Source organism: Macrococcoides goetzii (assembly GCF_002742385.2).
Lineage (GTDB): Bacteria > Bacillota > Bacilli > Staphylococcales > Staphylococcaceae > Macrococcoides > Macrococcoides goetzii.
On the sequence record NZ_MJBI02000001.1, the window covers coordinates 308211 to 323236 of the forward strand.

The 15026-nt window shown below is 33.6% G+C and carries 16 protein-coding genes; 12 read left to right on the forward strand and 4 right to left on the reverse strand.

What is annotated here, in order from left to right:
* Positions 1 to 259: 259 nt before the first annotated feature.
* The 7 genes from BFS35_RS01590 (at position 260) to BFS35_RS01620 (ending at position 6900) form a co-directional block, all read left to right on the forward strand.
* Complete coding sequence (locus tag BFS35_RS01590; RefSeq protein ID WP_275068210.1) at positions 260 to 907, forward strand: helix-turn-helix transcriptional regulator; 648 nt, start codon at positions 260 to 262, stop codon at positions 905 to 907.
* A 14-nt stretch (positions 908 to 921) separates the two neighbouring features.
* Entirely contained in the window at positions 922 to 1731 is an 810-nt protein-coding gene (locus tag BFS35_RS01595) for a pyruvate, water dikinase regulatory protein (protein WP_099578488.1), read from the forward strand.
* 23 nt (positions 1732 to 1754) lie between these two features.
* Complete coding sequence (gene dnaG, locus BFS35_RS01600; RefSeq protein WP_099578486.1) at positions 1755 to 3515, forward strand: DNA primase; 1761 nt, start codon at positions 1755 to 1757, stop codon at positions 3513 to 3515.
* A gap of 20 nt (positions 3516 to 3535) precedes the next feature.
* Positions 3536 to 4639 carry an RNA polymerase sigma factor RpoD gene (gene rpoD, locus BFS35_RS01605; RefSeq protein WP_099578485.1) on the forward strand — a complete coding sequence of 368 codons (1104 nt, stop codon included), beginning with the start codon at positions 3536 to 3538 and terminating at the stop codon, positions 4637 to 4639.
* Between the two features lie 93 nt (positions 4640 to 4732).
* Complete coding sequence (locus tag BFS35_RS01610) at positions 4733 to 5080, forward strand: c-type cytochrome (protein WP_099578483.1); 348 nt, start codon at positions 4733 to 4735, stop codon at positions 5078 to 5080.
* Between the two features lie 55 nt (positions 5081 to 5135).
* Positions 5136 to 5825, forward strand: coding sequence for a tRNA (adenine(22)-N(1))-methyltransferase (locus tag BFS35_RS01615; protein WP_099578481.1), 690 nt, complete (start codon positions 5136 to 5138; stop codon positions 5823 to 5825).
* Positions 5815 to 6900, forward strand: a complete 1086-nt coding sequence (locus tag BFS35_RS01620; protein WP_099578479.1) for a Nif3-like dinuclear metal center hexameric protein — start codon at positions 5815 to 5817, stop codon at positions 6898 to 6900. The genes BFS35_RS01615 and BFS35_RS01620 overlap by 11 nt, the downstream gene beginning before the upstream one ends.
* A 41-nt stretch (positions 6901 to 6941) precedes the next feature.
* Here BFS35_RS01620 and BFS35_RS01625 read toward each other — a convergent pair whose 3' ends face one another.
* Positions 6942 to 7910 (reverse strand): 4-hydroxy-3-methylbut-2-enyl diphosphate reductase, encoded by a 969-nt coding sequence (locus BFS35_RS01625; RefSeq protein ID WP_099578477.1) that lies wholly within the window; start codon positions 7908 to 7910, stop codon positions 6942 to 6944.
* Positions 7911 to 8056: 146 nt separating this feature from the next.
* On the opposite strand from BFS35_RS01625, the gene BFS35_RS01630 reads away from it, so the two are divergent.
* The 5 genes from BFS35_RS01630 (at position 8057) to BFS35_RS01650 (ending at position 12368) form a co-directional block, all read left to right on the forward strand.
* The gene (locus BFS35_RS01630; protein ID WP_099578475.1) at positions 8057 to 9385 is read left to right on the forward strand and encodes a DEAD/DEAH box helicase; all 1329 of its coding nucleotides are present in this window, start codon (positions 8057 to 8059) and stop codon (positions 9383 to 9385) included.
* A 9-nt stretch (positions 9386 to 9394) separates the two neighbouring features.
* Positions 9395 to 10291: a deoxyribonuclease IV gene (locus BFS35_RS01635; protein ID WP_099578473.1), complete on the forward strand. Its 897-nt coding sequence runs from the start codon at positions 9395 to 9397 to the stop codon at positions 10289 to 10291.
* Positions 10292 to 10355: 64 nt separating this feature from the next.
* Positions 10356 to 11123 (forward strand): metal ABC transporter ATP-binding protein, encoded by a 768-nt coding sequence (locus tag BFS35_RS01640; RefSeq protein ID WP_099578471.1) that lies wholly within the window; start codon positions 10356 to 10358, stop codon positions 11121 to 11123.
* The gene (locus BFS35_RS01645) at positions 11120 to 11971 is read left to right on the forward strand and encodes a metal ABC transporter permease (RefSeq protein ID WP_099578469.1); all 852 of its coding nucleotides are present in this window, start codon (positions 11120 to 11122) and stop codon (positions 11969 to 11971) included. The genes BFS35_RS01640 and BFS35_RS01645 overlap by 4 nt, the downstream gene beginning before the upstream one ends.
* Positions 11961 to 12368, forward strand: coding sequence for a Fur family transcriptional regulator (locus BFS35_RS01650; protein ID WP_099578468.1), 408 nt, complete (start codon positions 11961 to 11963; stop codon positions 12366 to 12368). The genes BFS35_RS01645 and BFS35_RS01650 overlap by 11 nt, the downstream gene beginning before the upstream one ends.
* Positions 12369 to 12385: 17 nt before the next feature.
* Here BFS35_RS01650 and BFS35_RS01655 read toward each other — a convergent pair whose 3' ends face one another.
* The 3 genes from BFS35_RS01655 to BFS35_RS01665 form a co-directional block, all read right to left on the reverse strand.
* A complete protein-coding gene (locus BFS35_RS01655; RefSeq protein ID WP_099578466.1) occupies positions 12386 to 12976 on the reverse strand; it encodes an LNS2 domain-containing protein in 591 nt (196 codons plus the stop codon).
* Positions 12969 to 14084 carry a flavodoxin-dependent (E)-4-hydroxy-3-methylbut-2-enyl-diphosphate synthase gene (ispG, locus tag BFS35_RS01660; protein WP_199798213.1) on the reverse strand — a complete coding sequence of 372 codons (1116 nt, stop codon included), beginning with the start codon at positions 14082 to 14084 and terminating at the stop codon, positions 12969 to 12971. The genes BFS35_RS01655 and ispG overlap by 8 nt, the downstream gene beginning before the upstream one ends.
* 110 nt (positions 14085 to 14194) lie before the next feature.
* Positions 14195 to 14914: a DUF1189 family protein gene (locus BFS35_RS01665; RefSeq protein ID WP_099578462.1), complete on the reverse strand. Its 720-nt coding sequence runs from the start codon at positions 14912 to 14914 to the stop codon at positions 14195 to 14197.
* Positions 14915 to 15026 lie beyond the last annotated feature (112 nt).

Here is a 15026-nt window from a genome sequence, read left to right on the forward strand (position 1 = left end):
CCATTTATTTTTGAGTAAACAAAAAGTCCCAAGGCAAATTGATTGCCTTGGGACGAGTATATATACCCGCGGTTCCACCCAAATTAGTGTTTACTCGCTTTTAATTATTAACAATGTAAATGTACGCCAATTTATTGTTAAGCTTTCACCATCCTTAACTCGCTTAATTAAAATATAACATGAAATTTAATTGAGCTCAATTGTTAAGCGATACATTTGTAAATTTATTTATGAGTAGGTATAATATAATAAATAAACTATGTCTACTATTGGGGTGATTGTCATAGAGTTAAATAAAAGACAAGAAAAGATTTTACAAATTGTAAAAAAAAATGGCCCCATCACAGGTGAGAAGATTGCTGAGAAATTAAATCTAACGCGTGCTACTTTACGTCCTGATCTTGCAATCTTAACGATGGCTGGATATTTAGATGCACGGCCTCGTGTTGGTTACTTCTATACAGGAAAGTCCAGTACTCAGCTACTTTCAGAATCGATTAAGAAGTTTCGGGTGAAAGATTTCCAGTCGGTACCAATCGTTATTCATGAAGATTCAAGTACATATGAAGCTATCTGTGCGATGTTTCTGGATGACGTAGGAACTTTGTTTGTAACAAATAAAGACAATCATCTTGTCGGTGTATGTTCCAGAAAGGATTTACTCCGTGCTTCGATGGGGGGGCAAGAAATTCATACGACACCGATTCATGTTTATATGACGCGTGTCCCAAATGTCTCTGTTTGTTATAAAGATGACTTATTATTTTATGCTGCAAAACAAATTATTGATAAACAGATTGATTCAATTCCAGTTGTTGTTGAAAAAGATGGACATTACGAAGTTACTGGTCGTATTAGCAAAACTACTATAACGAGAGCATTTGTTTCTCTAATCGAAGATGAATAAGGAGAATTTATTTTATGAATGAAATGAGATTAATTATTGCATCAGATTCAGTTGGTGAAACAGCAGAACTCGTTACAAAAGCATGTTTTTCTCAGTTTAATATGTTAAATAACGTTGTAGATACAATTCGTCTGCCATATATTGAAACACATGAAAATATAAATGAAGTCATCAGCCTGGCTAAAGAACAGAAATCTATCGTTGTATACACTTTAGTTAAACCGAATGTCAGAGCGTATATGCAGTCTGAATTAGCGAAACACAATATTAAAAGCGTAGATTTAATGGGTCCATTAATGGGATTATTAGAAGAAACGCTTGAAGAAAAACCGTTAAATGAGCCTGGTATGGTACATAAACTAGATGAAGATTACTTTAAGAAGATAGAAGCGATTGAATTCGCTGTAAAATATGATGACGGTCGAGATCCGCGCGGACTTTCAAAAGCTGATATCGTCTTGATCGGTGTTTCGCGTACTTCAAAGACACCTTTAAGTCAGTATTTGGCTCATAAAAGATTTAAAGTAATGAATGTACCATTAGTGCCGGAAGTTGATCCGCCTGATCAGTTATTTGAAATCGATCCTAAAAAATGTATCGCATTAAAAATTGATCCTGAAAAATTGAATAAAATCCGAATTGAACGTTTAGCTCAACTTGGACTGAAAAATGACGCAAATTATGCGAAAGATCAACGTATTTTAGAAGAATTAAAATACTTTGAAGAGATTGTCTCAAGAATTAATTGTGAAGTTATTGATGTTTCGAATAAAGCAATTGAAGAGACAGCGAATGAAATCATTAAAATAATTACTAGAAATTAATATGGGTATGATGAGGTGGAAGTTTGCAAATCGATCCAAAAATAATTAATGAAATACGGGAAAAAAATGATATTTTAGATGTTGTAAGTCAATATGTAAAATTAGAAAAAAGGGGACGTAACTATATCGGTTTATGTCCCTTTCATGATGAAAAAACGCCATCATTTTCAGTTTCTGTTGAAAAACAGATTTGTCATTGTTTCGGATGTAAAAAGGGTGGAAATGTTTTTCAATTTATCGAACAAATTGAAAATGTATCGTTTATTGAAGCTGTTAAAATATTAGGTGAAAATGTTGATATCAAGATTGATGCCCAAAGTGATAGTCCAACAGTTGAAAATGACCATACAAAAATGGTTGAAATGCATAACTTATTAAATGATTATTATCACTATGTATTAAAAGCGATTGAAGAGGCTGAACCAGCTTTAGAATATCTTCAAAAACGTGGTATAGATGATGATTTGATTGCCAAAGAAAAAATTGGTTTCAGTCCGAATGTAAGTCATTTTGCATTAGATTTTTTAAAAAAACGAGGATATGATGAATCACTTGCATATGAAGCGGGTCTTTTAAGCAGAAATGAGGAAAATTTCAGTTATTTTGACCGTTTTCGTAATCGTATTATGTTTCCTATACGAAATGCACGTGGAGATACAGTTGGATTCTCTGCTCGAAGTTTTGATGGAAGTGAACCTAAATATTTAAATAGTCCTGAAACACCAATATTTCAAAAAAGAAATATCCTTTATCATATTGATGTTGCACGTAAACCAATTCGGGAAACAGATGAAGTTATTTTACTTGAAGGTTTTATGGATGTATTAAAGCTTGGTGAAGTAGGTATTCATAATGCGGTAGCAACAATGGGTACAGCATTAAGTAGAGAGCATGTAATATCACTGAAAAAACTCGCACAAAATATAACTTTAATGTTTGATGGAGATAGAGCTGGTATTGAAGCGACACTAAAATCAGGTAAAACATTACTTTCAGAAGGATTAAATGTGTTTGTAGTACCGATTCACAAAGGAAAAGATCCGGATGAGATGATTAGAGATTTAGGGAAAAATCAGTTCTTAGAATATTTTCAAACGCATAAAATTAATTATTTGAGCTTTTATATGCAATATTATCAGAATGAAATAAAGAATAATGATTTAGCTTATGAAAAACATTTGAATAATATTATTCAAGATGCTAAACTTATGAATTCTGATGTATTACAGAAAAAAGTATTGCATGAAGCAAGTGATTTGTTTAAAGTAGATTTTGACAGTCTAAAATATCAAGTACAAAAAAATCAGAAGAAGCGTCCGTTTAATCAGATTAATGTTGGTATCAAACAAGAAACATTAAACAAAATTGAGACTGCTGAACGGGTTGTACTAAAACATTTTATGACAGATAAATATTTATTCACAGAATATAAAGATTCGCTGCCTGCACATCATTTCTCAAATGCATACCATAGAGTGATTTATGAGGCTTTAATAGGGTATTACGATAATGAAGACCAATTTAATCTCAGTCAATTCATCACACATATTCCTCACGATATTCATGAGGTATGTTTTTCAATTGACAGCATGTTGGTTAATTCCGAACCTACTACAGATGAAATAAATGATTATGTATATGTCTTTAATGAAGAGCAGCATGAATTAACACATTTGAATCAGCTGAAACAAGCGTTAAAAGATGCCATTGCTATAGGTGATATGGAAACACGCGATAACATTGTAAGAGAAATCATTCAATATCAAAGAACGAAAAAGCACTAGACATACTGGGAGGTTTTATTATGGCTGCAAAGAAATCCGATACGACAACAAAAATCGCAGAATTATTAACTTTAGAACAAGTAAAAGCACAATTACTTGAGACAGGTAAGAAAAATGGACATTTAAGTCATGAAGAAATCGCTGATAAATTACAAAATTTTGAGATGGATTCAGATCAGATGGATGAATTTTTTGAAGCGATTGCCGAAAATGACATCACTTTAATGAATGAGAAAGATGCGAATGATACTGATGATAAAATCAATCTTAATGATTTATCTGCGCCTCCAGGTGTTAAAATTAACGATCCTGTTCGTATGTATTTAAAAGAAATTGGACGCGTTAATTTATTAAGTGCTGAAGAAGAAATTGAACTTGCTAAACGTATTGAGCAGGGAGATGAAGAAGCGAAAGCACGACTTGCAGAAGCAAACTTACGTCTTGTTGTAAGTATTGCAAAACGTTATGTAGGACGTGGTATGTTATTCCTTGATCTAATACAGGAAGGTAACATGGGTCTTATTAAAGCTGTAGAAAAGTTTGATTTTACGAAAGGATTTAAATTCTCAACTTACGCTACATGGTGGATTCGTCAAGCAATCACGCGTGCGATAGCTGACCAGGCAAGAACAATTCGTATACCAGTGCATATGGTAGAAACGATAAACAAGTTAATACGTGTACAACGTCAATTACTTCAGGATTTAGGACGTGATCCTTCGCCAGAAGAAATCGGAGAAGAAATGGATTTACCACCTGAAAAAGTCCGTGAAATCTTAAAGATAGCGCAAGAGCCAGTTTCACTTGAAACACCGATCGGTGAAGAAGATGACAGTCATTTAGGTGACTTTATTGAAGATCAGGACGCACAAAGTCCAGCAGATCATGCTGCATATGAGTTATTAAAAGAACAATTGGAAGATGTATTAGATACATTAACAGATCGTGAAGAAAATGTTTTAAGATTACGATTTGGTTTAGATGATGGACGTACCCGTACGCTTGAAGAAGTAGGAAAAGTGTTCGGTGTAACGAGAGAACGTATACGCCAAATAGAAGCAAAAGCTTTACGTAAATTACGTCATCCTTCTAGAAGTAAACGTCTTAAAGATTTTATGGATTAAAATTTCAATTTAAATTGTGAAAAGTCTTTGACAATCACTGTTTTTAATATAAAATAGATATGTATATGGTGAAATTAAAGGGAGGTAAATTGAATGAATCGTAATCCAGTAATTCCGTTTTTACTTATTATGCTTATGGGCGTAGGCTTAATCTTCTTTATGTCAGCACATGGTGCTAACAAAGCTGAAGAAGAGGGTGAAGGTGGAGCTAAAACTGAGCAAAAGTTTGATGCTAAAACTTTCGCTAAAGACAATTGTACATCTTGTCACGGTCAAAACTTAGAAGGTGGTATGGGACCTAAATTAGCAGGTATTTCTGACACTGAAAATGCTAAGAAGATTATCCGTGAAGGTAAAGGTGCGATGCCAGCACACGACGCTTCACAAATTTCTGATAAAGACTTAGATACATTAGTTAAGTACTTAAAAGAAGCAAAATAATAAAAATTAAAATCTTTTGCCAAGTGCAAAAGGTTTTTTTTTGAAAGGATATATAATGATACCATTAAATAATAGATTAAAGACAGTAGCTCGATATATACAGCATGAACGTTTAGCTGATATTGGGTCCGATCATGCTTATTTACCTTTATATGCATTAGAAAATAATCTGATTAGATCTGCGATAGCTGGTGAAGTGGTTGCTGGACCGTTTGAAGCTGCAGTTCAGAATGTTAAAAAGTACAATGCATCATCTTCTATTGACGTACGACTTGGTAATGGATTAGAAGTCATTAAACCGGGTGAAGTTGATGTAATTACTATTTGTGGTATGGGTGGACCACTTATCGCAGACATTATTACTACCGGTAAAGATAAATTAAGTAATCATCCTCGTCTAGTACTGCAAAGTAATATTCATACAGAAGCAGTTCGTCGTGCACTTGTTTCACTTGGCTATGAAATTATCGCTGAAGAGATAATGAAGGAAAAAAAGCATACCTACGAAATTATCGTTGCTGAATATGCGACTGAAAAAGTGGAATATACACAAAAAGCACTGAAGTTCGGCCCAATTCTTTTACAAAATAAAAATGAAGTGTTTATCGAAAAATGGAATAGAGAATATCAGCATTTAATAAAAGTATTATCAGCGATAGAACACGATCCTGTTCATGCACAAAAACATGAACAGCTAAAAGAAGAAATCTCATTATTAAAAGAGGTGTTAGGTTATGTTGATTAAAGAGTTGTTAAAACAAATCAATCAGGAGATACCACTGCAAACTGCAGAAGAGTGGGATAATGTAGGTCTTCTAATTGGAGATGAAGAAGCTGTAATTACAGGTATTTTAACAGCGCTTGATTGTACGTTAGACGTTGTACAGGAAGCTAAAGAAAAAAATATAAATACAATAATTTGCCATCATCCACTGATTTTTAGTGGTGTAAAATCAATTGTACATTCTGGCTATGGAGAAGTAATGAGAAGCTTAATAAAGAACGACATACAGTTGATCGCCCTACACACAAATTTAGATGCCCATCCTAAAGGTGTTAGTGCAATGATTGCTGAGCGTCTGGCATTAAAAGATATAGAAATATTATTACCTGAACAAAGATCGATACAAAAGTTACAGATTTTTGTCCCGTTAGCATATGCTGAACAATTTAAATCAGCGTTGGCAGAAGTTGGTGCTGGACAAATTGGTGATTATGACCACTGTTTCTTTTCAGTAAAAGGAACAGGCGAATTTCGTGCATTAGAAAATGCTAACCCATTTGTCGGTAATAAAGGTGAAATCCATGTGGAAGAAGAAATGAAGATTGAATGTGTCTTTGAATCATCTTTGGAATCTGATGTATTAGAAGCGATAAAAATATATCATCCATATGAAACACCTGCTTTTGATATTTGGTCAATTGATGTCCAGGCTGAATATGGGACAGGAGTAAAAGCAGCATTGAAGGAACCTTTGTTATTATCTGATTTTGCTAAAATTGCCAAAGAAAAATTAAATCTGGATGTTATTAAAATGATAGGTGACGATAAAGTTATTAATACAGTTGGGATAATTGGCGGGGCAGGTATGGATTACATGAAAGATGTTAAGCGAGCAGGTGTTGATGTGTTTATTACAGGTGATATTAAATATCATGAAGCACATGATTTAATAATGGCAGAACTAGCTGCGCTTGATATCACACATTATGCTGAATATGTTATGAAAGATGGCCTCAAAGCACTTTTATCTACTTTTATCAAAGATATAAATATCGTTGTTTCACAAATAGATACAAATCCATTTAAAGTAATATAAAAAAAGAGCGATGCTTAAAACAAGGTTTAAGCATCGTTTTATTAATCTAAAATTTTTACAGGTGTTGCATTTTTAATTTTAGGTAAGATTTTTTCTGTTGGTACGCCTGACTTTTCTGGTATTGGCTGAATATTTAATGGGTCGTAAGATTTAATATAATCGATGACCTCTTTTACGATTGGTGTTGGTGTTGAAGCCCCGGCAGTTACAGCGATCGTTGACTTACCCTGAAGCCATTCAAGTTTTAATTCGCTAATGTCAGAAATACGGTAAGCTTCTGTATGAGCGATTTCTTTAGATACTTGTGCTAAACGGTTAGAGTTATTACTTTTTGGGTCACCAACCACGATTAATACGTCTGCCTGTCCTGCTTGATTTGCAACTGCTTCCTGGCGCACTTGTGTCGCTAAACAGATTTCTTTATGGACTTCGATATGTGGATATTTTTTTTGTAGTTCGTCCATAAGATGTTTTACATCCCATTGACTCATTGTTGTTTGATTTGTAACGATAAGTTTATTGTTTTTTAAATCTTCATCAAGGTTGTCGATATCATTGATATTTTCCACGAGATGTACGATTTCCGGAGCGACACCAACAGCGCCTTCAGGTTCCGGATGGCCTTTTTTACCGATATAGATGACATGATAACCTTCTGCTTTTTTCTTTCGAATTAATGTATGTGTATTTTCAACATCCGGACAAGTTGCATCAATGCATACAAGTCCTTTTTCTTTAGCACGGCGTTTCACTTCTGGACTCACACCATGAGCAGTAAATATAACGGTACCTTCATTGATTTTCTCTAATATTTCTAATCTGTTCGGTCCATCGAGTGTGATGATACCATCGCTTTCAAAAGCATCAGTGACATGTTTATTATGCACAATCATACCTAAAATATATATTGGACGTGGTAATGTTTTATCAAGTGAAGCATTACGTGCAATCACCATGGCATCAACGACACCGTAACAATATCCACGAGGTGTTATTTTAATAATTTCCATCGCATTTTCCTCCTATTAATCTGCTTAATAAATAGTATAACAAACTTTTAAAGATGATTAGAATATTTTAATTTTAACAATGATTGCTTTCTTTTTCGTATTCTTTCCTATATAATACATGAGATGAACATAAAAGGAGGATTATGATGGACAAACACCCATTTGAGTTATTTGAACTTGCACCATATTTAGTAGAAGCGGTGGAAGATTTAAATTTCAACCAGCCCACAGAAATCCAGAGAAGAGTTATTCCTAAATTAAAAAAAGAAACACACTTAATTGGACAATCACAGACAGGTACAGGAAAATCGCATGCATTTTTACTACCGTTAATTAATAAAATTGATAAAGAGGTACAACATCCTCAAATTATTATTCTTGCACCTACAAGAGAGCTTGCAAAGCAATTATATGATGCAGCAGAGCATTTAATTTCATTTACAGACGGCATTAAAGCAGGGCTTTATATTGGAGGTACTGATAAGAATAAAGATATTCAAAAATCAAAAGTACAGCCACAAATTGTTATCGGGACACCAAATCGAATAAAAGATTTAGCAGAAGAAAATGTGTTACATATTCATTTAGCGAGAGCTGTCGTTATTGATGAAGCCGACTTAATGATTGACTTAGGATTCTTGCCGTCTGTTGATAAGATTGCTGCAAATGTATCGCGTGAAGCACAAATCGCAGTATTTTCTGCTACGATACCTAAAGCTTTGCATCCATTTTTAAATAAATACTTATCTAAGCCGGAATTTATTGAGATTGAACCTGACGCAAAGACGAATAAAAATATTACTTTTTATCTTGTACCTACGAAAAGTAACGATCGTAAAGAACAGTTAACTAAAATAATGTCTACGATTAATCCCTATCTCGCAATTATTTTTGCGAATAGTCGTGAACGTGCTGATGAAGTAGCTGAATATTTACAAGAACAGGGTTTAAAAGTAGGGGTGATTCATGGCGGTCTTGCGCCACGTGAACGTACACAGCAAATGAAACGTGTGAAAAATCTTGAATATCAATATGTCGTTGCGAGTGATCTTGCAAGTCGTGGTATTGATATTGATGGTGTTAGTCATGTTATCAATTATGATATTCCACGTGATATTGCTTTCTTTACGCACCGTGTAGGGCGAACAGGTCGAGGAAACTATACAGGGGTTGCAATTACGATCTACACGCCTGATGAAGAAGATTTAATTAACCAAATTGAGAAACGTGGTTTCTCATTCATTCATAGCGACGTTAAAAATGGTGAATTAGTCGAAATTAAAGATAGAACTGAGCGCCAATCACGTAAGAAAAAAGAAGATAATATCGAACAGAATTTAAAACATAAATTAAAAGGGAAGAAAAAAGTGAAGCCGGGTTATAAGAAGAAATTCCGTTATGAATTAGATAAGTTAAAACGTAATGAGAAAAAAGCCCATTCTAAACGTACGAATAGAGAGAATAAAAAAAGGTAGGGATTTAACATGCTAATTGGATCTCATGTATCAATGAGCGGAAAAAAAATGTTGCTTGCTGCAGCAGAAGAAGCAGCGAGCTACAATGCTTCCACATTTATGATATATACAGGTGCACCTCAAAACACACGTCGTAAACCGATAGAAGATTTAAACATAGATGCTGGTCTTGCATTTATGAAAGAAAATAATTTATCGAACATTGTTGTGCATGCACCTTATATCATCAATATCGCTAACACAGTAAAACCTGAAGTTTTTGAACTGGGTGTTGAGTTTCTTCAAAAAGAGATTGAGCGTACAGAAGCAATTGGAGCAAAAGATATCGTGCTTCATCCTGGGGCTCATGTTGGTGCTGGGGAAGAGGCTGGTATCAAGAAAATTATTGAAGGTTTAAATGAAGTTTTATCTAACAATAATGATGTTCGTATTGCATTAGAAACGATGGCAGGTAAAGGTTCTGAATGTGGTAAATCATTTGAAGAGCTTGCTGAAATTATTTCAGGTGTTAAGAATAATGAGCGTTTATCAGTATGTTTTGACACATGTCATACACATGATGCGGGTTATGATATTATCAATGATTTTGACGGTGTGCTGGAAGCGTTTGATAAAATTATCGGTATTGATAGAATTAAAGTTGTACATGTAAACGACTCAAAAAATGTTCAAGGTGCGCGTAAAGATCGTCATGAAAATTTTGGATTTGGCAACATTGGTTTTGATGCATTATCAAAAATTGTTTATCATGAAGTCTTTAAAGAAGTACCTAAGATTTTAGAGACACCATATGTTCAAGTTGGCGATGATAAAAAGAATAAAAAGCCACCGTATAAATTTGAAATTGAAATGATTAAAAATAATCAGTTTGATGCAGATTTACTAGAAAAAATTATTCATCAATAAAATTTAAAACAGGGATTAATCTTTGATTAATGCTTGTTTTTTATCTCAAAAAGGACTGAAGCAATTGGAGCCAATATTTGAAATTCGAAATGTATCGTATCGATATCCAGATAAAGTAGCATTATCAGATATTAACATCAGTATCTATCCGGGAGATTTTCTGGCGATTGTAGGACCGAATGGTTCAGGTAAGTCAACATTGTTAAAATTAATCCTGGGGATATTAAGGGTACAATCAGGCAGCATTTATATGAACGGTAAAAATATGAAATCACAAAAAAAACTGACAGGTATCGGTTATGTTTCTCAAAAAGCAAACGCGAGCAGTGGTGGTTTCCCGGCTACGGTATTTGAAGTTGTAAGAAGTGGTTTAATTCAAATTAAACCGTTATTTAAAAAATTTAATAAACTGGATGAACAAAAAGTTGAAGCGATGCTGGAACGATTAAATATCACGCATTTAAAAGATAAAAATATATCTCAGCTTTCTGGTGGTCAACAGCAACGTGTATTTATTGCACGTGCACTCATTTCAAATCCTTCTGTATTAGTACTCGATGAACCGACAGTTGGTATTGATGCAAAACATGTAGCACAGTTCTATGAATTACTTGCGCAACTTAAAATGGAAGGAATCACAATTTTGCTGGTTACGCATGATATAGGTGTAGTCGTGGATACAGCCACTCAAGTTGCCTGTCTCAATCAACATCTTCATTTCCACGGGACAACACATCAATTCAAGTCTTTAGATGAAGTTGAAATCTCTAAAATTTATGGTCATCCTGTACAATTTGTTGACCATAATCATAGTAGGGAGTGTTGTCAATGAGCTTAATAGAAGCTTTGTGGGAATTTGATTTTATCCGCTATTCATTTCTGAGTGGGATGCTGATAGGAATTCTTGCACCATTAATCGGGACATTTATAGTAGTACGTCGTCTTTCTTTAATTGCAGATGCATTAAGCCATGTTACACTTGGTGGTATAGCATTTGGAATGCTATTATCTAAACTTATTGCAGTTACAATTAATCCGGTATGGACTGGGATATTATTCTCAATAACAGGCTCTCTGTTAATCGAAAAATTGCGCTCTCTCTATAAGCATTATCAGGAGTTGGCGATACCGATAATCATGAGTTTTGGAATTGGATTGAGCGTTATCTTCATTTCATTTGCTGATGGATTTAATCAGGATCTTTTTGGCTATTTATTCGGAAGTATCAGTGCAGTAACTTTAAATGATGTATTTATTATTTTAGCAATCTTTGTTTTAGTGCTTGTATTTATCTTTGTATTATATAAAGAGTTGTTTATTCTATCTTTTGATGAGGAATATGCAGCAATAATTGGTGTACCGAAGTTCGTACATATTTTATTTATGCTGATGGTGGCGCTTGTTATTTCTGCATCAATGCGTGTTGTTGGTATTCTTTTAGTAAGTAGTTTAATCACACTTCCAGTAGCAAGTGCAATGCGTTTTGCAAAAGGCTATAAGCATCTGATGCTTTGGAGTGTTGTGATAGGCGAATGTTCGGTCTTAATCGGACTTATTATTGCTTTTTATTTAGATATATCTCCCGGTGGGGTAATTGTAATGCTGCTTGTATTAGTGTTGCTTTTTGCCCTTTCAATCAGTAATATGAAAGAAAAAGGAGGTATGTCAAATGAATACTGATGATGCGATTAAAGTTTTAAAAGACAATGGACATAAATATACGGACAAACGTCGTGATATGATAAATATGTTACATGATACAAGCAAATACCTTAATGCCAAACAAATGCAGGAAGTTCTAAATGAGAAATATCCAGGTATTTCATTTGATACAATTTATAGAAATTTAAATTTATTTGATGAATTAAATATTATCGAAGTGACAGAACTTGATGGTGAAAAGAAATTTAGACTCTCTTGTACGACACATCATCATCATCATTTTATTTGTGAAAAATGCGGTGAAACACGTGTCGTTGAATTTTGTCCGATTGCCACATTTGAAGCAGAACTTGATAACGTTGAAATCCATAGTCATAAAATTGAGCTATATGGATTATGTGAGCGATGTAAATAAGAAAATGGAGAAGACAATTAACTGTCTTCTCCATTTTTTATTGGAAATTGTTTTTTAATTAAAGTATCTAATTCCACCCAGGTTTTTATTCTTGTAACGCCAGCTGGTAATTCACTTTGATTATAAGGTGTATCAAATAAATACACTGGAATGTTTAATGCGTTATGAATTTCAATAGCATTATCAAGTTTATCCTCAAAAAATGCATCAACTTTCAGACGTCTTGCTGTTTCTATCTTTTCATGCGAACCTGTAAGTTCAATGTGATGATAGGGAACATTGTGTGTTTTGAACCAGTCGATTGTTAATTCGTGTAAGTATGAATGTCTGGCACTAATAAAGATCAATTGATAATAATTGGCCCAATTCGATAAGACCTGATCTGCATCATTATGAACAGGAGAATATTTATATATTTCATGTTCATAATCTTTAAACCACTGATAAATTTCTGATTCCGGAATGTTCAGTACATTTGATAAATCATATTCGGTAATATCTTCATATTTAAAATCCTTATTAAATGATCTTTGAAGATAAGGTACTAATGCAGTAGGGCATGTTACTGTACCATCAATATCTATGCCCATACGAAACTTTTTATTCATTTACTGCCTGCTCTTGATTTAATTTTTCTTCAGCTTGCTTTTTAAAGTATTCCTCAGCTAATTTATCAATTTCAATCTTCAATTCTTCTACCATTGTTTCTTCGGGTACTTTTCTGACTGTTTTACCTTTCATAAATAATAAGCCTTCACCACGCGCACCTGCAATACCAATATCTGCTTCACGTGCTTCGCCCGGACCATTTACTGCGCAGCCTAGCACAGCAACTTTTAACGGAGCTTTAATCGTTGAAATGTATTCTTCTACTTCATTTGCGATAGAGATGAGATCAATTTCGATACGGCCACAAGTAGGACAAGAAATTAAAGTTGCTGCATTACTTGCTAAACCAAATGATTTCAACAGTTCTCTAGCTACTTTAACTTCTTCAACAGGATCCGCTGATAAAGAGATACGTAACGTATTTCCGATGCCTAAACTCATGATTGCACCAAGACCTGCTGCAGATTTAACAGTACCTGCAAATAATGTACCACTTTCAGTAATACCTAAATGTAATGGATAATCAAAGGCTTGTGCAGCTTTTGTATAGGCCTCTATTGCTAAGTTAACGTCACTTGCTTTCATTGATACGATGATATCATGAAAATCCAGGTCTTCTAATATTTTTATATGATGTAATGCACTTTCAACCATACCATCTGCAGTTGGATAACCATATTTTTTAATGATATGTTTTTCAAGTGATCCGGCGTTAACTCCGATTCGGATTGGTATTCCTTTTGCTTTACATGCTTTTACAACTTCCTCTACCTTTTCACGACGGCCGATATTACCTGGATTGATACGGATTTTATCAGCGCCACCTTCGATAGCTAGTAAAGCTAATTTATAATCAAAATGAATGTCCACAACAAGTGGGATATTAATTTGTTTTTTAATTTCTGCAATTGCCAGTGCATCTTCTTCTTTTGGACAAGCTACACGTACAATTTGACAACCTGCTTCTTCAAGACGCTTAATTTCTGCAACAGTCGCTTCAACGTCATGCGTTTTCGTTGTCGTCATACTTTGAATGATAAGCTCATCACTTCCACCAATTGTAAGATCCCCAACCTTCACTGGACGTGTATTTCTTCTATGTGTGATTTCAGGCATTTATAAAACTCCTTTAATTTTAAGTATGAATAATGTCATAACATATTTATTATATAGAATATTAACATTAAATTGTATTGTTTTGTTTTAAGATTCAAACTTTACTTTTTACGAGGTAAATAATGTACAGTCGCTAAAATGAGGACTGTTAGTACTGTCCATGAGCTTATAATGAATACCGCATTGTATTTTATATTCAATAACCCTAAAAATAAAATAATCGAAGGTAGTGTTAATAAAAATGTTGTTATTTTAAGCCAGTTCATAAATCGAGATTTTCTTTTGAATAACACTGAGATAACATGAGCAACTGTACTGATAAAAATAATTTTTATGACAGTAGTGATAAATTGAATGAAAATCAGGAAACCGATAATGATTGACAGATAAAAGTAACTAGAAGCAGTATATGTTTTTAAAAAAGTGATAAAAGTCGTTTTGTCATGAAACATCGGCAAATTTAAATAAGACAAGAAAGTTGATTCATCTACCTGTATCCCGTATTTCTGAAACGACATGACATGATTTTCAGGTGATTGTTTTTTATTTGAAAATAAAATTTTATAAGGTGGGACATCAATTATTTGTTCTTCCTTCAAGACAAGCACATTATCTTTAATTTTAAAGTCAGGTATCTCATGCTGTTTATTTTCTACCATCTGATTTGCAACATTAATGGCATTGTAATAATGAATACTATTTGGAATAGAGAAAAGAATTGCAATGATTAATATATGTAAAAAAATATATCTGAGCTTTACTGTTCTGAAAAAAGGGTATTGTTTAGGCTTCATTAACCTTTTCAGGTGCTTAAAATACAAATTATTTCCTCCTTGAATGTTTTAGATGTATGGAGATAAGACAACACTTTTATTCTATCAAAAATAATCATTTTGATATATAAGCAAAGTAGTTGAGAACGCTATCTTAAGT